The sequence below is a fragment of the Actinoplanes sp. NPDC019969 genome (assembly GCF_055562375.1).
Genome location: NZ_JBVHFK010000026.1, coordinates 50105 through 69218, shown reverse-complemented (window position 1 = coordinate 69218; position 19114 = coordinate 50105). Strand labels below are relative to the sequence as shown.

The 19114-nt window shown below is 69.5% G+C and carries 17 protein-coding genes; 13 read left to right on the top strand and 4 right to left on the bottom strand.

Features of this window, described 5'->3' with window-relative positions; translation table 11 throughout:
* The first annotated feature begins 153 nt into the window (after positions 1–153).
* Positions 154–594: a protein-tyrosine phosphatase family protein gene (locus ACZ3II_RS42375; RefSeq protein WP_465526340.1), complete on the top strand. Its 441-nt coding sequence runs from the start codon at positions 154–156 to the stop codon at positions 592–594.
* A gap of 19 nt (positions 595–613) precedes the next feature.
* Here the strand turns inward: ACZ3II_RS42375 and ACZ3II_RS42370 are convergent, their stop codons facing one another.
* Positions 614–3082 carry a rhamnogalacturonan lyase family protein gene (locus ACZ3II_RS42370; RefSeq protein WP_465526338.1) on the bottom strand — a complete coding sequence of 823 codons (2469 nt, stop codon included), beginning with the start codon at positions 3080–3082 and terminating at the stop codon, positions 614–616.
* A gap of 411 nt (positions 3083–3493) precedes the next feature.
* Between ACZ3II_RS42370 and urtA the strand changes: the two genes are divergently transcribed.
* The 8 genes from urtA to ACZ3II_RS42330 all read left to right on the top strand — a co-directional run bounded on the left by urtA (position 3494) and on the right by ACZ3II_RS42330 (position 11140).
* Positions 3494–4792, top strand: coding sequence for an urea ABC transporter substrate-binding protein (gene urtA, locus ACZ3II_RS42365; protein WP_465526336.1), 1299 nt, complete (start codon positions 3494–3496; stop codon positions 4790–4792).
* Positions 4793–4870: 78 nt separating this feature from the next.
* The gene (urtB, locus tag ACZ3II_RS42360; RefSeq protein WP_465526334.1) at positions 4871–5755 is read left to right on the top strand and encodes an urea ABC transporter permease subunit UrtB; all 885 of its coding nucleotides are present in this window, start codon (positions 4871–4873) and stop codon (positions 5753–5755) included.
* Positions 5752–6846, top strand: coding sequence for an urea ABC transporter permease subunit UrtC (gene urtC, locus ACZ3II_RS42355; protein WP_465526332.1), 1095 nt, complete (start codon positions 5752–5754; stop codon positions 6844–6846). Before urtB ends, urtC begins: the two co-directional genes overlap by 4 nt.
* Positions 6843–7592 (top strand): urea ABC transporter ATP-binding protein UrtD, encoded by a 750-nt coding sequence (urtD, locus tag ACZ3II_RS42350; protein WP_465526330.1) that lies wholly within the window; start codon positions 6843–6845, stop codon positions 7590–7592. Before urtC ends, urtD begins: the two co-directional genes overlap by 4 nt.
* A gap of 1 nt (position 7593) precedes the next feature.
* On the top strand, positions 7594–8277 hold the full coding sequence (locus tag ACZ3II_RS42345) for an ATP-binding cassette domain-containing protein (protein ID WP_465526328.1): 684 nt from the start codon (positions 7594–7596) through the stop codon (positions 8275–8277).
* A gap of 57 nt (positions 8278–8334) precedes the next feature.
* Positions 8335–10011 (top strand): purine-cytosine permease family protein, encoded by a 1677-nt coding sequence (locus ACZ3II_RS42340; protein ID WP_465526326.1) that lies wholly within the window; start codon positions 8335–8337, stop codon positions 10009–10011.
* Complete coding sequence (locus tag ACZ3II_RS42335; RefSeq protein WP_465526342.1) at positions 10011–10577, top strand: TetR/AcrR family transcriptional regulator; 567 nt, start codon at positions 10011–10013, stop codon at positions 10575–10577. The genes ACZ3II_RS42340 and ACZ3II_RS42335 overlap by 1 nt, the downstream gene beginning before the upstream one ends.
* Positions 10562–11140, top strand: a complete 579-nt coding sequence (locus ACZ3II_RS42330; protein WP_465526324.1) for a TetR/AcrR family transcriptional regulator — start codon at positions 10562–10564, stop codon at positions 11138–11140. The genes ACZ3II_RS42335 and ACZ3II_RS42330 overlap by 16 nt, the downstream gene beginning before the upstream one ends.
* A gap of 33 nt (positions 11141–11173) precedes the next feature.
* Here ACZ3II_RS42330 and ACZ3II_RS42325 read toward each other — a convergent pair whose 3' ends face one another.
* The 3 genes from ACZ3II_RS42325 to ACZ3II_RS42315 all read right to left on the bottom strand — a co-directional run bounded on the left by ACZ3II_RS42325 (position 11174) and on the right by ACZ3II_RS42315 (position 13961).
* Positions 11174–11872 (bottom strand): hypothetical protein, encoded by a 699-nt coding sequence (locus tag ACZ3II_RS42325; RefSeq protein WP_465526322.1) that lies wholly within the window; start codon positions 11870–11872, stop codon positions 11174–11176.
* A 119-nt stretch (positions 11873–11991) separates the two neighbouring features.
* A complete protein-coding gene (locus ACZ3II_RS42320) occupies positions 11992–12849 on the bottom strand; it encodes an SGNH/GDSL hydrolase family protein (RefSeq protein ID WP_465526320.1) in 858 nt (285 codons plus the stop codon).
* A gap of 74 nt (positions 12850–12923) precedes the next feature.
* The gene (locus tag ACZ3II_RS42315) at positions 12924–13961 is read right to left on the bottom strand and encodes a sugar ABC transporter substrate-binding protein (protein ID WP_465526318.1); all 1038 of its coding nucleotides are present in this window, start codon (positions 13959–13961) and stop codon (positions 12924–12926) included.
* An 86-nt stretch (positions 13962–14047) separates the two neighbouring features.
* Here ACZ3II_RS42315 and ACZ3II_RS42310 point away from each other — a divergent pair, with 86 nt between their 5' ends.
* The 4 genes from ACZ3II_RS42310 (at position 14048) to ACZ3II_RS42295 (ending at position 19093) form a co-directional block, all read left to right on the top strand.
* Positions 14048–15991: a putative bifunctional diguanylate cyclase/phosphodiesterase gene (locus ACZ3II_RS42310; protein WP_465526315.1), complete on the top strand. Its 1944-nt coding sequence runs from the start codon at positions 14048–14050 to the stop codon at positions 15989–15991.
* 81 nt (positions 15992–16072) lie between these two features.
* Positions 16073–17287, top strand: a complete 1215-nt coding sequence (locus ACZ3II_RS42305) for a hypothetical protein (RefSeq protein ID WP_465526313.1) — start codon at positions 16073–16075, stop codon at positions 17285–17287.
* A 70-nt stretch (positions 17288–17357) separates the two neighbouring features.
* Positions 17358–17873, top strand: a complete 516-nt coding sequence (locus tag ACZ3II_RS42300) for a SigE family RNA polymerase sigma factor (RefSeq protein ID WP_465526311.1) — start codon at positions 17358–17360, stop codon at positions 17871–17873.
* 14 nt (positions 17874–17887) lie between these two features.
* Positions 17888–19093, top strand: a complete 1206-nt coding sequence (locus ACZ3II_RS42295) for a hypothetical protein (RefSeq protein ID WP_465526309.1) — start codon at positions 17888–17890, stop codon at positions 19091–19093.
* The last annotated feature ends 21 nt before the right edge of the window (positions 19094–19114 follow it).

The window sequence follows — 19114 nt, the reverse complement described above, 5'->3', positions numbered from 1 at the left end:
CCGCGGTTTTTCAGTGCCGTCTGCCCCCCGGGCTGGTTCTCCGGGGGGCGCGCCGGGGGGCCGTAATATCTCGGCTGGCGCTCATGGCTGTCTCCGGGCACGGGAGACAGCCATGAGAACCAGCCGGGGTGGGGGCCTGGCACGATCGGGGGCGTGACGGGGTGGGATGAGGGTGCGGACGGGGTGGTGCGGCTGCCGTCGGGGCGGCTGGTCCGGGGGCGGGGGCTGCGGCGGGAGATGCCGACCGGGCACCCGCCGCGGTTCGGGGTGTACCTGCAGGGGGCCGAGCCGCCGGAGTTCGGGTGGGAGAGCCGGTGGGTGCGGTGGCGGGACTTCTGGGTTCCGGCCGATCCCTCGTACGCCGCAGAGGTCTTGAAAGAGGCCTGGGGACGCGCGGACGGTGAGCGGGTGGAGATCGCCTGCACCGGCGGGGTGGGACGGACCGGGACCGCGCTGGCCTGCCTGGCCGTGCTGGACGGCGTCGCGCCGGGCGAGGCGGTGGCCTGGGCCCGGCGGCAGTATCACCGGCACGCGGTGGAGACCCCCTGGCAGCGCCGCTTCGTCGAGCGTTTCCCGGCACGACGAGAGAGCTGACGGGGGTCTCCCCCGTGGATCACGCCGCCGGGGGACGCCAGACGGTGAAGTCCTCGATGGCGAAGTGGCTCGCGACCGTGCGGAAGGCGAACCAGCCGCTGGTGTACGGGCTGGCGTCGGCGTGGTCGAAGACCAGCGCGCCGTCGCTGTAGTACTGGATCCTCTGCCCGTCGGCGACGATCTTCACCTTGATCGGCACGTTCGCCTCGATCAGCGGCGAGGTGTAGTCGTAGATCAGCGGACGGTTGCCCGCCTCACCGACGTACTTGCGGAACCGGGTGGTGGTGTTCAGATTCGCGCCCTGGCCGACGTAGTAGGTCTTCAGGTAGTCGTACTGGGCGAACCCGCCGTTACGCGTGGTGGCGAAGATGTCGCCGGGTGAGCGCACGTCCCGCGCGTTCCAGAACGTGTTCAGGTCGGTGACCTTGTCGTTCGGCCCGCCCCGGGAGACCGGGGTGGCGGTGAACTCGATCTCGTACGGCCCCTCGATCTCCTGCTTGAGCCAGACCGTCGCGCCGTTCGGCACATCGATGTCGAGGACTCCGCCGGCGGCCTCGACCGTGCCACCGCTCTGCAACTCCGACTGCCACTTGCCGGAATTCTTCACGAAGTTGTCGTACGCGATGACCTGCCACGCGTTGGAGGAACGAGCCGTGGTCTGGATCAGCGGCTCGGCGGGCGGCCGGCTGCCGTACCCGAAGAAGAAGTCGGGCAGCGTCGACTGGAGGTAGCCCCGGACCGTCCAGCCCAGACGGTACGCCGGGTTGTGCGCCAGGGTGTAGAGCTTGATGTTCGTCTCGATGTTCGTGGTGAACAGCTTCAGCGTGGTGTGGTCGGCGGTCTCGGCGAAGTACTCCTCACGCCAGTCACCGAGGATGTCGCCGTAGAACGGGACCGCGTTGCGCCACGACGAGACGACGCCGGACGGCTCGAAGATCTTCGAGGTGGTCCGCTTCTTGGGGTTCCACTTCTCGACGTAGGTGTTGTCGAGCAGCTCGGAACCCCGGTCGCCGTCCCACCAGATGCGGAAGTTGACGCTCGGCGTGGTCGTGCTGACCCTGGCGCCGTCGACGCTCCAGACACCCGCGCCGGGCAGGCCGGCGTTGGCGGTGGCGGCCCAGAACTCGTAGCCGTCGTGGCTCGGGTCGATGTCGGCGGTGGTGCCGCGCGGCACGTCCCAGAGGGTGGCGTCCTGCGGGATGTCCGGGTGCACGCCGGTGATCAGGCGCTCGCCGGTCGCCGCGTCGTAGTAGTACCAGGGAAAGCTGGTGAAGACGCCGCCCTCGGTCTGCTGGATGGCGTAACCCTCCAGGCCGGGTCGCGACGGGTCGAGGTCACCGATGTGGAACCGGTCGCCGTGGGTCGAGCCGGCGACGACGTACCGGAACGTGCCGTCGCTGTCGACGACGTAGTTGCCGTCCGCGATGTCGTCCTTGCCGTCCTGGTCGACGTCGACGATCCGCAGCTGGTGGAAGCTGGTGCCCTGGTCCGTTCCACGGATGAACTTCCACCGCGGGGTCAGTTCACGGCCGTCGAAGTCCCAGGCCGCGAAGAGGACCCGGAAGTCGCCACGCTTGGCGCCGGCCCGGACCACCTGCTTGGTGATCAGGCTCGGGTGCACGCCGTCCAGGTAGCCGATGCCGTACTGGCCACCGGACGGCCCGTCGGCGGCGAGATCGGAAGCCACCGGGACCCGCTCACGCTCGACGCCGGAGAGGCCGTCGACGACCGAGACGAACTGGTCCAGCGGGTTGCTCGTCCTGATCACGGCGCCGTCGGCGAAGGTCGTCCCGTTGGCGGTCTTCACGAAGACCTCGGCCTTGCCGTCGCTGTCCAGGTCGTAGACGGTGACGTTGTCGTCGTTGCGGTAGCCGGCCACCTCGCCGTAGCCGCTGATCGCGGCGAGCGGCGGGTCGTTGGCGGCGTTGCCGCCGAGGCGGGCGTACGAGTTGACGCCCAGGTCCACCCGCCACAGGTTCTTGCCGGCGAGGGTGTACGCCTCCAGGTAGTTCGGCTTGTCCAGGGCGTACGACAGCCGGGACACGATGATCTCGTAGCGGCCGTCGCCGTCCAGATCGCCCGGCCAGGCGTGGTGCACGTAGTAGTTCTCGGCCGGCCGCAGCGTGATGTCGCCGGGCGTGAACGCCGGCCCGCTGGCCGCCTGCTCCCTGTTCTTGTGGACGGCGCGGACCGTGTAGACCCCGGTGCCGGGCGTGGTGTCGGTGAAGTTCGCCGACTCGTCGATCGGCTTCCTGTTGAGCTTCTTCGCGCCCTTGTAGACGTTGAAGGAGACGTTGGCGCCGTACTCGGTGCCGAGCAGGCGCCAGCTCAGGAAGGTGCCGCCCTTCTCGCCGGGCACCGCGACCAGCCCTCGGTCCAGCGACTCGACGATCCGTCTCTTCTCCACGACGGGGCCGGCGTGTGCCGGGGTGGCAAGGAAGCCGGCGGCCAGCGTGATGCCGGCCGCCGCGGCGAGGACCGCTCTCATCGTCAGTTCTCCATGATCCGATACGCCCGGAGTGGCGCGTGCCGGAACGTAGGGGACGACTGTGTATCGACGTTTGCGAGCTTTTGAACCCGACCGTTCCGATAGGGATTGTTCGCTCAGGTGAGAGCTTTGCCGCGCTGCAAAATTGAGACGGGCGCCACCTGAGGCCGAGCGACTCGCTCCGTGGATGTCAGAACTGTGCCATCTACATCGCGCCCGCACTGGGGATGGCAGAACTTTGACATCTCCGTCCAGGCGTTTCCCTCGGGAGCCGGGGTGACGGCTACAGAGTTGGAACAGTCAAGAAATGTCAGAGTAATGACGCGCAGCCACGCTGCTCTCACATGCAGCAGCCGGTGGCACCTGACCGGCGACTCGCCTGGATATCGACCAGGAACGGAGTTCTCACATATGTCCACCACCAGCAAGCGGCTGCGCACGCTGATGACTACCGGCGCCATCGGGACTTCCATGGCCCTCGTGCTCGCCGGTTGTGGCGCCAAGGCCGGCGACGAGGTGGCCGCCAGCGCCGCCTCCCCCGCTGCCGGCTGCGTCGACACCTCCGGCAGCACCGTCAAGCTCGGCTTCCTCAACTCCCTGACCGGCGGCATGGCGATCTCCGAGAAGACCGTCTCCAACGTGCTGCACATGGCCGCCGACGAGATCAACGCCGCCGGCGGCATCCTCGGGAAGAAGATCGAGTACATCCAGGAGGACGGCGCCACCGACTGGCCCACCTTCGCGGAGAAGACCGAGAAGCTGCTCACCCAGGACTGCGTCGCCGCCATCTTCGGCGGCTGGACCTCGTCGTCCCGCAAGGCCGTCAAGCCGGTCGTCGAGAAGAACAACGGCCTCTTCTTCTACCCGGTGCAGTACGAGGGCCTCGAGTCGTCGCCGAACATCTACTACACCGGCGCGACCACCAACCAGCAGATCATCCCGGCGATGGACTTCCTCGCCTCCAAGGGCGTGAAGAGGCTGTTCCTCGCCGGCAGCGACTACGTCTTCCCGCGTACCGCGAACGCGATCATCAAGCTGTACGCGGCCAAGCTCGGCATCGAGATCGTCGGCGAGGAGTACGTGCCGCTCGACAAGGACGACTGGACCAGCCAGGTGGCGAAGATCGTGGCAGCCAAGCCCGACTTCATCTTCAACACGATCAACGGCTCTTCGAACGTCGGGTTCGTCAAGGCGTACTACGACGCCGGCCTCAAAGCCGAGACCACGCCGATCATCTCGGTGTCGATCGCCGAGGAGGAGGCGCCGGCGATGGGCCACGAGGTCACCGGGCAGTACGCGTCCTGGAACTACTTCCAGTCGCTCAAGACCCCCACCAACCCGAAGTTCATCGAGAACTGGAAGAAGTACCCGAACAGCAGCGGCGTCACCTCCGACCCGATGGAGGCCGCCTACATCTCGATGTACCTCTACAAGGCCCTGGTTGAGGCGGCCGGCTCGTTCGACGTCGCCAAGGTGAACGCCGCGGCGAAGAGCAAGCCCATCACGTTCGACGCGCCGGAGGGCAAGGTCACGCTCGACGGCGACAACCACCACATCTCCAAGCCGGGCCACATCGGCAAGATCAACGCCAGCAACCAGTTCGACATCGTCTGGGCCTCCGACAAGTTCATCGAGCCCGACCCGTACCTCGAGGGCTACGACTGGTTCCCGGCGGACATCCGCAAGCAACTGGTCGACGCGGCGGGCTGATCACTCGCGGGGTCGCGTGTCACCGGCGACACGCGGCCCCTCCCCCTCCCACAGAGACGCTAGAGAGAGCGAGTGCACATGGACGCACTGATCGCACCGCTGCTGAACGGCAGCGCCCAGGGTGCGCTGCTCCTGCTCGCCGCGCTGGGCCTCTCGCTCACCTTCGGGCAGATGGGCGTGATCAACATGGCCCATGGCGAGTTCCTGATGCTCGGCGCCTTCGCCGCCTACCTCGTCCAGCAGGTCATCACCGCCAGCGACCTGTCGATCCCGGTCGCGCTGCCGGTCGCCTTCGTCGTCGCCGGCCTGTTCGGCCTCCTGCTCGAGGTAACCATCATCCAGTGGATGTACCGCAGGCCTCTCGACACCCTGCTCGTCACGGTCGGTGTCAGCCTGATCCTGCAGCAGGCGGCCCTGCAGATCTTCCCGTCCCAGGGTGTCCCGGTGGAGAAGCCCGGCTGGCTCGACGGGCAGCTCAACATCCTCGGTTACGACTGGCCGCTCCGGCAGCTGTTCACCATCCTGCTCGCGGCCGCCTGCGTCGCCGCGCTGGCGGCCTGGCTCAAGTACACCTCGTTCGGCCGCCGCATCCGGGCGACGGTGCACAACCGGGACCTCGCCGAGACCTCCGGCATCTCCACCCGCACCATCGACCGGCTCACCTTCTTCACCGGGTCGGGCCTGGCCGGGGTCGCGGGCGTGGCCGCGTCGCTCATCGGCGGCACGAACTCCCAGATGGGCGCGCAGTACATCATCCCGGCCTTCCTCGTCGTCGCCGCCGGTGGCATCGGCCAGCTCAAGGGCACCATCATCGCCGCGTGGGCGGTGGGCGTCGCCCTCTCGTACTTCGCCTACTGGACGACCGGCAGCCTGGCGCAGGTGCTCGCCTTCATCCTCGTGATCGTCTTCCTGCAGCTGCGCCCGCAGGGCCTGTTCACGGTGCGAACCAGGAGTCTGGCATGACAAAGAAGCCTTGGATCTCCCTCAGCGGCATCGGGGTGTTCGCCGTCCTGCTCCTCGCGGTCGCTCCCCTCGTGCTCACCGATCACTGGCTCAACAACCTCGGCAAGTACTGCTGCTGGGCCATCGCCGCCGTCGGCATCGGCCTGGCGTGGGGCCGGGGCGGGATGCTCGTGATGGGGCAGGGGGTGTTCTTCGCCCTCGGCGCCTACTCGATGGCCATGCACCTCACCCTGGAGACCGCCGGCGATCGCGTGCCGGGGTTCATGGTGCTCTACGACCCGCTCGCGCCGCTCCCGATGTTCTGGGAGCCGTTCCGCAGCGCGGGGTTCACCCTGCTGGCGATCGTGCTGCTCCCGGTGGTCCTGGCCGGGCTGCTCGGCTACGCGCTGTTCAAGCGCCGCGTGAAGGGCGCGTACTTCGCGATCCTGACCCAGGCGCTCGCCGTCGCGCTGGCCGTCCTGATCAGCTCCACGATCCGCGAGACCGGTGGCGACACGGGGCTCAGCGACTTCAAGTACTTCTTCGGGTACGTGCTGAACGACCCGGCCAACAAGCTCATGGTGTACCTCATCGCGGCCGGGCTCCTCGTCGTATGCCTGCTCGCGGTCTGGCAGCTCTACCGCAGCCGCTTCGGTGAGCTCCTCGTCGCCACCAGGGACGCCGAGGAGCGGGTGCGTTTCCTCGGCTACGACCCGGCCAACGTCAAGCTCGCCGCCTTCGTCGTGTCCGCGCTGATGGCGAGCATCGGCGGGGCGATGTTCGTACCCATCGTCGGCATCATCACGCCGGCCGAGATCGGCGCCGCCGCCTCGATCCTGATGATCGCGGGGGTCGCCTTCGGCGGCCGTGCCTCGCTCTTCGGCCCCGCGCTCGGCGCGATGGCGGTCGGGTGGGGGCAGTCGAGCCTCGGCTCGACCTGGCCCGAGGGCTGGACCTACATCCTCGGTCTGCTGTTCATCGTCGTCATCCTCTTCCTGCCGAACGGGCTGTCGTCGCTGCCCGCCAAGTTCACGAGGCGGCCGCGCCGCACGCCGGACGCACCGCCCACCGCGGCGATCGCCGCCGCCGAGCTGGAAGAGGTGCGGTCATGACCGAGGCTTCCCTTGTCGTCACGGACCTCCGCGTCGAGTTCTCCGGCTTCGTCGCGGTCGGCGGCGTCTCCTTCGACGCGCACCCCGGCGAGGTCCGGTTCCTGATCGGGCCGAACGGCGCCGGCAAGACGACCTGCATCGACGCCATCACCGGGCTGGCCAGGGGCACCGGCTCGGCGCGGCTCGGCGAGGAGGAGCTGCTCGGCAAGCAGGTGCACAAGATCGTCCGCCTCGGGGTGGGCCGCACGTTCCAGACCGCGAGCGTCTTCGACGAGCTCACCGTGCTGCAGAACCTCGACATCGCCGCCGGGCGCCACCGCTCCTCGTTCGCGCTGCTGCGGAGCCGGCGTGGCACCGAGGCGTCGATCGAGCAGGCGCTGGAGGAGACCGGCCTCACCGGCGAACTCAGCACGCCGGCCGGCATCCTGTCGCACGGCCAGAAGCAGTGGCTGGAGATCGCGATGCTGCTCGTGCAGGACGCGAAGGTGCTCCTGCTCGACGAGCCCGTCGCCGGCATGAGCCAGGACGAGCGCACCGCGACCGGCGAGCTTCTGCAGCGCATCGCGGCGAAGCGGATCGTGCTCGTGGTCGAGCACGACATGGACTTCATGCGCCGGTACGCCACCCGCGTGACGGTGCTGCACCAGGGCAGGGTGCTCTCGCAGGGCACGGTGGCCGAGGTCCAGGCCGACCCCAGGGTGCAGGAGGTCTACCTCGGCACCGCAGACGCCATGACGGAGGCTTGACATGCTGGAACTCACCGACATCGAGGCCGGTTACGGGCGGACGCGGGTCCTGCACGGTGTGACGGTGCCGGCCGGCAAGGTGGTGGCCGTGCTCGGTCACAACGGCGCCGGCAAGACGACCCTGCTGCGTCTCGCGATCGGCCTGATCAAGCCGTCGCGGGGCCGCGTGCTGTTCGACGGCGAGGACGTCACGTCGCTCGCCCCCAACCGGCGCGTCGCTCGCGGGATGGCCTATGTGCCGCAGGGTCAGCAATCGTTCGGCCAGCTCACGACGCTGGAGAATCTGCAGCTCGTCGCCGGCGGGCGCCGGGGCGGCAAGGCCCTCATCGACGCGCAGCTGGCTCGCTTCCCCGCCCTGGAGCAGTTCGCCACCCGGAAGGCGGGCCTGCTCTCCGGCGGGCAGCGCCAGCAGCTCGCGATCGCCCGGGCCCTGATCACCCAGCCGAAGCTGCTCATCCTCGACGAGCCGACCGAGGGCATCCAGCCCACGATCGTCGCCGAGATCGAGCAGACCATCATGCAACTGGCCGCGGAGGGCATGCACGTGCTGCTGGTCGAGCAGCACATCGGTTTCGCCCTCGAGGCCGCCGAACGCTACGTCGTGCTCGCCTCGGGTTTCGTCACACAGACCGGAGTCGGTGGCATGACGGCGACCTCCACCGTGCGAGCCGCCATGGCGATCTGAGCAGGCATGACTCACACCCGCAACGCCGTCGTAACACCGGACAGCGAAATTTGCCCTGTGTCGACGGACAACGCGCGGGCGGCCGCGGAGGACAGCCTGGAGGATTACGCCTTCCGCTATGTGCCACGCACCTTCCGGCGCTGGAGCGCGGCCTCCGTCGGTGTGACCGCCCTCGGCTCCATCGCGTTCCTCGCCGACTTCTCGATCGGCGCGAGCATCGGCATCGACCACGGCACCGCCAGCGCCGTGCTCGGCATCGTGTTCGCGTCGGTCGTCATCGTCATCGTCGGCGTGCCCGTCGCCTACTACGCCGCCCGCTACAACCTCGACCTCGACCTGATCGCCCGCGGCTCGGGGTTCGGCTACTACGGCTCGATCATCACGACGATGATCTTCGCCGGCTTCACCTGCATCTTCTTCGCCCTGGAGGGCGCCATCATGGCGCAGGGACTCCAGGTGGCGACGGGGATGCCGCTGTGGCTCGGCTATCTCGTCTCGACCGTCGTCGTGATCCCGATCGTCATCTACGGCATGCGGGCGCTGGAGCGCCTGCAGTTCTGGACCACACCCCTGTGGCTGGCCCTCGCCCTGCTGCCGCTGCTGTGGATCCTCGTGTCCGACCCCGAGGTGGTGCGCGCCTTCACCTCGTTCACCGGCGACGCCGGCGGCGAGGCCGGTTTCGGCGCCGTGGTGTCGAGCGCCGCCGTGTGCTTCGCCCTCACCCCGCAGCTGGCGGAGCAGATCGACTACATCCGCGCCATGCCGCCGCGCACGCCGTCGAACACCCGCTCGTGGTGGACGTCGTTCGCGTTCGCCGGCCCGGGCTGGGTCGTCTTCAGCGGCACCAAGCAGGTGATCGGGGTGTTCCTCGCCGTCTACCTCCTGGTACGGGTGGAGCCCGGCCTCGGGCACCAGGCGGCCGAGCCGGTCAAGCAGTTCGTCGAGATGTACCGGACCCTCGTCCCCGACTGGCTCGCGATCGTTCTCGCCCTGGTGCTCATCGTGGTCGCCCAGGTGAAGATCAACGTGACGAACGCGTACTCGGGCTCGCTCGCGTGGTCCAACGTCTTCACCCGGCTGGCGAAGCACTATCCGGGCCGCACCATCTTCGTGCTGTTCAACCTCGTGATCGCCTACGTGCTCATGATGCTGGACGTCTTCACCCTCATCTCGTTCGTGCTGAGCCTCTACGCGAACATCGTCATGGCGTGGATCGTGACGATCGCCACCGACATCGCGATCAACAAGTGGGTGCTGCGCGTCTCGCCGCGGTTCCCCGAGTTCCGCCGCGGCATGCTGCACGACTGGAACCCGGTCGGGCTGGTGTCGGTGGGGCTCGCCTCGGCGCTGTCGCTGCTCGCGTTCGCCGGGGTGTTCGGCGCCGCCGCCGAGCCGTTCTCGGTGCTCATCGCGATCGGCGTCGCGTTCGTGGCCACGCCGGTCACGGCCCTCGCCACGCGGGGCCGCTACTACCTGCGCCGCCGCTCCGACGGCATCGACTCCCCCCGGTTCGACGAGCACGGCAACCCTTCGGGCGAACGGCTCCGCTGCCACGTCACCGGGTACACCTTCGAACGGCCGGATATGCTGGCGTCGGCCGAGCGAGGACCGCACGGCGAGGTGCAGTACGTCTCGTCACTGGCGCTCACACTCGACGACTCCGATCGCTACGTGCTCCCGCCGGAAGTCACCGGTCCCTCGCGCTGGGCGGCCGCCCGAAGGAGGGGGACGTGATGGAGGAGCCGGTCGACACCGCGACCGCGATTCTCGCGAGCGCCGCGGTGCTGCTGCGCGAGCGCGCGTTCGACGACATCTCCTATCGTGCCCTCGCCGACGAGGTCGGCATCTCGGAGCGCACGATCTACCGGCAGTACCCCACCCGCGCCCACCTGCTCGCGGCGCTCTCGAACTGGATCGAGCAGGCCTTCTTCCCGCTGCCGCCGTTCGTGACGGTGTCCGACTTCTGCGCCGCCGTGCACGAGCGCTTCCGTGCCTTCGACGCCTCCCCCGCATATGCGTACGTCGGCGCGCGGGCGTCCGCGATCTCGCCGACGATCGACGTGGAGCCGGCCTACATCACGCGGGCGATCGAGGCGATGCTCGACGTGGCGGCGCCGACGCTCAACCGGCGGGACCGGCGGCGGGTCGCGGCCTCCCTGCGCTACTTCTCGTCGGCGATGTTCTGGGCCCGGCTGCGTACCGGCTTCGACCTGAACGCCGGCGAGATCGGCGACGCGTTCGACCACGCGGTGTCCACCGTGCTCGCGAGGCTGCCCGAGGCGACGTGGGCGCCGCGGTGACCGGCCCGGCGCTGAGCGGCACGCAAGGGGCGATCCTGGCCGCGTACGCGGAACTGATCGAGGAGCTGGGCAGCGACGACGTGTCGTACCGGGTCATCGCCCGCCGGGCCGGCATCGCCGAGCGCACGGTGTTCCGCAACTATCCGACGCGTGTCGACCTGCTGCTGGCGACCGCGGCCTGGATCGAGGCGACGCTGTTCGCCCGCGAGGAGTCGCACTCGATCTTCGACATCCCCCTGGCGATCCGCGACGCCATGCAGCGGTACGACGCCCGGCCCGAACTCGCGCACGTCGTGGCCGAGACGGCGATGCGCGGCGTGCGCGGCGCGGCGCCGTCGCCCGGCCGGGCGCATCTCGAGCAGCTGCTGGACGCCGAGGTGCCGTCGCTCGACGCGGCGCAGCGCGGCGCGGTCATCACGGCGCTGGCGCACCTCGACTCGGTCGGGACGTGGGTGACGTTCCGCCGGGAGTTCGGCATGGACGGACGGGACATCGCCGACGCGGCCGCGTGGGCGGCCGAGGCGGTGCTCGACGGCATCCGCGACCGCGTCACCCCGGCCTAGGAGAGAGGGAGCCGTGGACCGGCCCCCTCCCACTCAGCCCTGCCCCTGCCCGAGCAGCTTCTCCACATCGGACTTGACCTCGTTGATCAGCTCCTCGCAGCGGGTGTGCTCCCCCGGCACGTGGGCCAGGATCGAGCCGGCCTCGGCGATGTACGGCTTGGTGCCGGGCGCGAAGTTGATGTTCCACTTCGTCTTCCACACCCGCTCGGCCGCGCTGGTCGCCGCCCGGTCGATCTGGGCCGCCAGCCACTTCTTGTCGGCGTCGGTGAGTGCCACGGGAATGTCCTCCAGATGCCAGGAAGCGGTCGAGGCCTCGAGCCTCGTCTCGTACGACGCGGAGAAGTGGGCGTGCTGGGTGTGCGCGTTCGCGCCGCTGTAGGGGCGCTGCCGCCACCCGTGGGACGCCTCCCAGATCCGCCGGTTGTAGATCACGTAGCGCAGCCGTTTCTCGGCGCCGCTGCGGCAACGAGACACGACGTGCTGCACGACCATCTCCATGGTCAGATTCGGTTCGCGCAGGTCGACGTCGAGATCGATCGCGTGGACCTCGTGTTTCGAGTCCGCGTCCCGGATCGGCACTCTGCCGACCTCGTCGTCGTTGTGGTCGGAGACCCGGCCCTGGTGCGCCGTGTCCCCGATGGTGCCGTCACTCGACTTGTCCCGGTTGGGCGCGATGCTGTTCAGCTCGTTGCGCAACTGGCCCAGACACGGCACGAGGATCCAGGTCGCCATCGGGCTCCTTTCACTGGGGGAAGGTGCCGCTTCTGTCGCCTGTATATCTCCCGCACCATGTCGCCGGAATCACCCGAAGCTGTCTAACGGGATGCCAAATTCGGTCATTGTGACGATGGTCACCACGTGAAGCGGCCGGGCCAGACCACTTCGGCCAGTTCCTTCTGACCCTCGGCGTTCGGGTGGAAATAGTCGAACTGGCTCACCATGCCCAGGTCGAAATCGACCCGGTGCGCAGCCCCGCCGTCCCATCGGCACCGCGACCCGTACGCCTTGCACGCCTTCTGCAACTGGCTGTTGTACGCGTCGATCCGGTCCCGCACCTTCTCCCGCCGCTGCTGGTCGGCGGCCGCCGTGGAGGTCGGAGCGGCCAGCATGGACGAGCAGATGCCGGTCCGGCCCCACATCTCGACGGCCTTCGGGGACTTCCGGCCCACCTGCCAGAGCCGGTACAGGTCGGGGATGCTGACCACCAGCACCCGCGCCTTCGGCAGGCCCTTCTTCAGCCGCGCCAGCCCTTCGTCGATCTCCTCGCGGAACGTGGCGACCGGCGTCATGCCGTCGAGGCCGCGGGAGCAGGCGTCGTTGGCGCCGATCAGGATCGTCACGTAGTCCGGCTTGTGGTCGGCGGCCCGCCGCGCCTGGGTGACCAGCGCGTCGGCCTCGGCGCCGGGGTCGGCGAGGTTCTCCGCCCGGCCCTTGATCTTCCCGTTCTTCTCCAGGATCCGCTGGTAATGGCTCTCGATCGCGGAGTTGTTCCCGGTCGACCAGGAGTTGCGGGCGCACTTCACATAGGCGAGGCAGCTGCCCAGCCCGGCGGTGATCGAGTCGCCGAGCGCGACCATCGAGGCCGGATAGCCGGTCGCCGGCTTGGCGGAGGTCTTGGAGGGCGAGGGCTGTGCGTTGCCCTTGCCGTCGCAGGCCAGCGCGAAGACGGCGAGCGCGGCCAGGACGGCGACATGCCAACGGCGAATCATGTTCCCCCGATCACTGCGGGTACGTCGGACATTCCTCTCCGTCATTGTTAACGCGGAGGCTGCGGAATGCCGAGTCACCGTACGTCGGCGAGCGGGCGCAGATAGGCCGGGTCCGTCAGGATCCGGTCCACCTCGTCGGCGAAAGCGGCCGCGCGGGTCGCGACGGTCGCCTGCCGGGCCACGATCTCCTCGACGTTGCCGGCGTCGACGGCCAGACCGGGGACGTACAGCCAGCCCTGCGGGAGCACCTTGCCGTCAAGGGCGTGCTCGGCCTGCAACCGGCCGGCGACCGCGCCCTTGACGTAGCTCTCCGGCGACACCAGCACCAGGTCGCCGGCCCGGACCGCGGCCAGGGACTGCTCGTCGATGTCGAAGGCGCCGGCGAGCCACTGCCCGTCGCGCTCCCGGCGGATCCGGGCGAGGTTCCAGCCGTCGGCGTCGCCGGTGCCGATGAACGCCAGCGCCGACGAGTTCGCCTTGACCAGGGTGCCCCAGGCGTCCAGGTTCGCCTCGACCTCCTGCTTGGTGTCGAACGGGCCGAACACCGCCACCGCGGGCAGTTTCTCCCGGATCTCGTCCCGGATGCCCCGGGCCCGCTGGTCCATCACCGGGACGCCGGGCGAGGAGGTGCCCAGAACGATCTTGCCGGAGGCCTTCGCCGGCAGCTTCTCGACGATCTTCCGGGCCAGCATCCGGCCCAGCTCGTAGCTGTCGTTGCCGATGAACAGGCCGACCCGGGCCGACGGCAGCAGCGGGCTGTCCACCGCGATGACCGGCACGCCCGCATCGACCGCCGCGGCGACCGGGCCGGTGAACAGGTCCGGGGAGAGCGTGAACACCGAGACGCCGTCGCCGGCGGTCTTCACCATGTCCTCGAAGAGGGCCAGCTGCCGCGGCCCGTCGACGATGTTCGGCCCGTCGACCTGCGCGGCCACCCCGTCCACCGCGTCGACGCCGGCGATGAACCCGAGCGACATCTCCTTGGAGAAGTTGAGCTGCTTGTTGGCCACCACGAAACCGACCTTCAGCGGGCCGGCGCCGTCGTCCTGGCGGTCGGTGCACGACACCGGCAGCAGCAGGACAAGCGAAAGCAGAAAGATCCGATATTTCATGATCCTTCTATGGTGCCGGGATCTTCGTCAACCCGGCGGAAGTTCGGCCGATCAGGAACGCCGGGACGTACAGGGAAGGAGCCCGGGTGTTCGCGAAGGTCGTCCGCAGCAAGGCGGTGGCACGTACCGCGGTGATCGGACTGGCGCTCGGCGTCTTCGCCCTGGCCGCCCTGGCCGCGGTCAGCATCACCACGAACGCCCGCAGCAGCAGCCACATCCGGCACGCCAGCGAGATCAGCAACTACTGGTCCCAGTTCGACCTGCACATCAGTGTCGAGGCCGAGGCGCTCAACGACTTCATGGTGGCCAAGAGGTTCGGGCGGGACCTGCTCGACAGCGCGATGAACTCGGCCGAGCCGGACCTGGAATGGCAGCGGCAGAACGGCGACCCGGACGACGTGCGCAACGCCGACCTCGCCACCGGCGCCTACACCGCGTACACCCACACCCTGTTCGAGCTGCGGCGTTCCCACAAGGATCACGAACGCGCCCAGGACCTCGCCGACCAGGCCACCCTCGGATCGTCGCTGCTGCGCAAGACCGCCAACGCCAACGTCACCCGGCACCGGCTGGCGATGGAGGCGTACCTGGCCGAGGCCGCCGAGTTCAACCGCAAGCTCAGCCTGGCCGCCGGCGTGATCTGCGGCGCCGACTTCCTGCTGCTGGTGCTCTGCGCGGGGATCCTGCTCACCCACCAGCGCCGGATCGAGGGCCAGGCGGTGGAGAGCCGGTACAAGGCGCTGCACGACGAGCTGACCGGGCTGGCCAACCGGGCGCTGCTCGCCGACGAGATCGAGAACGCCCTGTGGGCCGCCCAGCAGGACCAGGAGTCGGTCGGTCTGCTGCTGCTCGACCTCAACAAGTTCAAGGAGGTCAACGACACCCTCGGGCACCACGCCGGCGACCTGCTGCTCAAGGAGGTCGCGGCGCGGCTCACCCGCGCGGTCCGCAACAGCGACACGGTGGCCCGGCTGGGCGGCGACGAGTTCGCCGTGCTGATGCCGGCCGTCCACTCCGCGGCGCACTGCTCGGAGATCGCCCGCCGCCTGCTGGACGGCCTGGAGGTGCCGGTCGAGCTGGACGGCGTCACCGTCGACATCAGCGGCAGCATCGGCGCGGCTGTTTACCCGCTGCACAGCGCCAGCGGCGCCGAGCTGCTCCAGCACGCCGACATCGCGATGTACGAGGCCAAGCGCAACCGGCTCGGCGTCGCCGTCTACGACCCGCAGGCGGACCGGCACAGCTCCCAGCAGCTCGGCCTGATCGGCGAGTTGCGCCGGGCCATCGACGAGGACGAGCTGGTGCTGTTCTACCAGCCCAAGGTGGCGACCGGCACCGGGCGGGTCGCCGGGACCGAGGCGCTGATCCGCTGGGAGCACCCGGTCCGCGGGCTGCTCCAGCCGGGCGACTTCATCCCGCAGGCGGAGGAGAGCGAGATCATCGTGCCGCTCACCGACCGGGTGCTGACGATGGCGCTGGAACAGCACCGGCGCTGGCGCGACGCGGGCACGATCCTGCCGGTCGCGGTGAACGTGCCCACGGTCTGCCTGCTCGACCCGGCGTTCCCGGACCGGGTCGCGGCCGCCCTCGCCGCCAGTGACGTGCCGGCCGGCGTCCTGACCCTGGAGATCACCGAGACGTCGATCATCAACGACCCGGTGCGGGCGTCGGCGATCCTGACCCGGTTGCGGGAGATGGGCGTACGGCTGTCGGTGGACGACTTCGGCACCGGGTACTCGTCGATGTCGTACCTGCAGAGCATGCCGCTGCACGAGTTGAAGATCGACCGCAGCTTCGTCCGGACGATCACCGAGTCGCAGGGTGGCACGGCGATCGTCCGGGCGGTCCTGGAACTGGCCCGCGCCCTGGACCTGGAGGTGGTCGCCGAGGGTGTGGAGGACGAGGCGGCGCTGACCGTGCTCGGCGAGATGGGCTGCACGTACGCGCAGGGGTACCACATCAGCCGGCCGGTCCGGGCGGACGATCTGATCGCGTGGATGGAACGGTCGGCGCTCGCGGCCGCGTACTGATTGAACCCGGGTCCCGGTGGCGGGGTTCCCCAAGGTGAGCGTGTCCATGCCGGACGACACCTTCACCGAGAGGCAAATCCCATGTACAGCGAGCAGTGGCCGCCGTATTCGCCGCCGGAATATGCCCGGTCACGGACCGAGTTCCTCTATCAACATCCGGGGTACGCGCCGGATCCGTACGGTCATGGATACGCCCGGCAGGGCGATTCCGCGGCGATCACGATCACCGCCCGGTATTTTCCGCTCGCTTTCCTGCTGGCTCTGGTGAAGCCGGTGGTGACGGTCGACGGCCAGCCGATCCGGATGCGCTGGCGGGAACCGGCGGTGGTGCCGGTCACGCCCGGACAGCACCATCTGCACGCGCACACGCCCTATCTGCTCCCGCGCCGGATGGGCAAGGCCGATCTGGTCGTCACCGCGCACCCCGGGCAGAACGTGGACGTGGAGTACAAGGCGCCGCTCGTGGTCTTCGCCGGGGGCGCTCTCGGCGCGCCGCCGCAGAAGTACCCGGGCACCGCCGCGTTCGTCGCCCTGATGGTGGTGACCGTGGTGCTGGGCCTGTTCAGCATCGTGTCGACGGCTCTGGGCGTGGGGCGGATCGCGTCGTTCCGGCCGGCCGCCGGGCAGACCGCGGCGCCGTCGCCGACCGTGTCGGACATCCCGGCGCTGCCCCCGCTGTCCACCGACGGCCCCGGCCTGCCGACCGACGCGCCGGACGCACAGATCCCCGGCCAGGGCGCCCCCGGGCAGACGCCGGGGCAGACCCCGCCGGCGGAGTCGGCCGGAAAGCCGCGGCTCCGGGCGGACGCCCCGTCCCGGCGCATCGCCGGTCCCACGTTCGCGGCCGGTGACCGTACCCGCACCATGGGGTTCGCGGGCTGGCCGTTCGCGTTCCGGGTGCCGTCCGGCTGGGCCTGCAACCGGCAGAGCGAGAAGCGCCCGGACACCCGGGTGTACGTCTGCGCCGCCGACGACGGAACCGACCGGAGCCAGGCCGCCCTCGTGGTGCTGCGGCCCTGCCCGTCCGCCTGCGGGACCGCGCAGATGGACGCGCTGAACGCCCAGTTCTTCCGCCCCACCGACAAGCCGCGCCGGGACGGCGGCGACGCCACCTTCGTCATCGAGGAGGCCAAGGGCAAGTCCGGCGGGTACGAGCTGGCGGTCACCCATTTCTTCAGTGCGACGACCGGCGCCGGCACCGAGAACTGGCAGGTCGGGGTGGCCGGGTTCGCGTCACCGAACGCCCGGAGGAACGCGCAGAAGGTCGTCAATGACGTGGTGAGCCAGACCACGTAGAAATCGTCTGCAACCGATCCCCGCGAGACCCCGTTGGAAGGATGAGACAACGAACAGGGAAGCGGGGGCCATGCCGGACGGATCCGACAGTGACTACCTGGCCTATGTGCACGGACGTGCCGCCGAACTACGGCGTACCGCCTATCTGCTCTGCGGCGATCCGCACCAGGCCGACGACTTCGTGCAGGAGACGCTGACGAAGCTGTACGCCCGCTGGCCACGGATCGCGGGCATGGACAACGTGGACGGTTACGTGCACACCATGCTGGTCCGGGTGTTCCTCGACGACCGGCGGCGCGGGTGGTGGAAGGTCCGGCTGCTGACCGGCCATCCGGAACCGCCGCCCGTCGACGGCAACCCGGAGGACGGGCCGGTGATCCGCGCCGCGCTGGCGAAGCTGCCGCCACGGCAGCAGGCGGTGCTGGTGCTGCGCTACCTCTGCGACCGCTCGGTCCGGGAGGTCGCCGACCTGCTCCGGTGCACCGAGGGCACGGTCAAGAGCCAGACCGCGCACGGCCTCACCCGGCTGCGCGCCCTGCTCGGCGTTCCGCTTCCCGGAGCCGCTGTCTCATCGGGGCGACGATGAGAGGTGAGGACGAGATGACCGACGACCAGGCCGACCGGCTGCTGCGCCCGTTGCGGCAGGAACCGGAGACGCCGGCCGGGTACGACGTGTCGCGGGCAATGGCGGAGGGTCGCCGGCGACGGGTGCTGCGCCGCTGGTCGTCGGGGGCGGCGCTGCTCGCGGTGACCTCGGTCGCCGCCGGCGGGGGGACCTTCGCGGTCGCCGCCCTGCGTGACGAGAAGCCGCTGCCGGCGCCGACCACGACCGCCTCGGTGGCCCCGAGCGTGGCAGCGGCCGCTCCGGACGTTCCGAAGGACTGCAAGGTGGTCCGGCTGCCCACCGACGGGGTGAAGAAGGCGCTGGTCACGTCGGGTGATCCGGAGGGCCGGTATCTGGCCGGGCGGCTCTACGACTCGTCGGTGAGCACGATCATCTGGAAGGACGGGAAGATCCTCGCCCGGCCGGACGTGATCGGCGGGGACGCGAGCTTCGACGACATCAACCGGTCCGGGATCGCGGTCGGGTCGGCCTACGTGGGGGACGAACGGCAGCAGGCGTACGCGTACCGCAACGGGAAGGTCCGCACGCTGGACGGGGAGCACACCGCCGCGCACGCGATCAACGACGCCGGAGTGGTCGCCGGGGCCATCGGCCCGACGTTGTCCGAGGCTCCGGCCCGCTGGAAGTCGGTCACCGCGCCGGTGGAGCGCCTGCCTCTGCCCAAGGGCATCACGGTCGGGAGGGCCCGGCTCATCGCCGAGGACGGCACGATCGCCGGCACGGTCGCCAAGGACAGCAGCCAGACCGAGAGCGGCTACCTCTGGTCACCGGACGGCGCCGGCAAGGCGATGCCGCTGCCGACCGTCAAGGGCAAGAAGGCGGACTACTTCTGGCCGATGTCGATCGCCGACGGCTGGATCCTCGGCCGGGCCGTCTTCGACACCGAACAGACGCGGGACTTCGCCGCGCTCCGCTACCACATCGCCGGCGGCAGGTACGAGGAGCTGAAGAAGTACCTGGGCTACGACATGCTCATGGCCGACAACGGCTGGATCGCCGGGACCGCCGAGCAGCCGACGATCCTCGCCGGTTCCCGGACCGTGACGCTCCCCCGTTACGGCAAGCTCCGGGATTACCACGTCAGCAGCTTCAGCGCGGACGGCCGGGTGGTCGGTGGCTACACCAGCGACTCCGACGCCGACGGCGTGGGCAACGAGCCGCTGCTCTGGACCTGCCGCTGACCGGAAACAGCGCGGGCGGGC

What these genes read in the sequence shown, in the direction of transcription:
- ACZ3II_RS42295 (WP_465526309.1), top strand. Translation starts at nt 17,888, where the DNA reads ATGACCGACGACCAGGCCGACCGGCTGCTGCGCCCGTTGCGGCAGGAA.
- ACZ3II_RS42335 (WP_465526342.1), top strand. Translation starts at nt 10,011, where the DNA reads ATGGAGGAGCCGGTCGACACCGCGACCGCGATTCTCGCGAGCGCCGCG.
- ACZ3II_RS42300 (WP_465526311.1), top strand. Translation starts at nt 17,358, where the DNA reads ATGCCGGACGGATCCGACAGTGACTACCTGGCCTATGTGCACGGACGT.
- urtA (WP_465526336.1), top strand. Translation starts at nt 3,494, where the DNA reads ATGTCCACCACCAGCAAGCGGCTGCGCACGCTGATGACTACCGGCGCC.
- ACZ3II_RS42370 (WP_465526338.1), bottom strand. Translation starts at nt 3,082, where the DNA reads ATGAGAGCGGTCCTCGCCGCGGCGGCCGGCATCACGCTGGCCGCCGGC.
- ACZ3II_RS42305 (WP_465526313.1), top strand. Translation starts at nt 16,073, where the DNA reads ATGTACAGCGAGCAGTGGCCGCCGTATTCGCCGCCGGAATATGCCCGG.
- ACZ3II_RS42345 (WP_465526328.1), top strand. Translation starts at nt 7,594, where the DNA reads ATGCTGGAACTCACCGACATCGAGGCCGGTTACGGGCGGACGCGGGTC.
- urtC (WP_465526332.1), top strand. Translation starts at nt 5,752, where the DNA reads ATGACAAAGAAGCCTTGGATCTCCCTCAGCGGCATCGGGGTGTTCGCC.
- ACZ3II_RS42325 (WP_465526322.1), bottom strand. Translation starts at nt 11,872, where the DNA reads ATGGCGACCTGGATCCTCGTGCCGTGTCTGGGCCAGTTGCGCAACGAG.
- ACZ3II_RS42320 (WP_465526320.1), bottom strand. Translation starts at nt 12,849, where the DNA reads ATGATTCGCCGTTGGCATGTCGCCGTCCTGGCCGCGCTCGCCGTCTTC.
- ACZ3II_RS42315 (WP_465526318.1), bottom strand. Translation starts at nt 13,961, where the DNA reads ATGAAATATCGGATCTTTCTGCTTTCGCTTGTCCTGCTGCTGCCGGTG.
- urtB (WP_465526334.1), top strand. Translation starts at nt 4,871, where the DNA reads ATGGACGCACTGATCGCACCGCTGCTGAACGGCAGCGCCCAGGGTGCG.
- urtD (WP_465526330.1), top strand. Translation starts at nt 6,843, where the DNA reads ATGACCGAGGCTTCCCTTGTCGTCACGGACCTCCGCGTCGAGTTCTCC.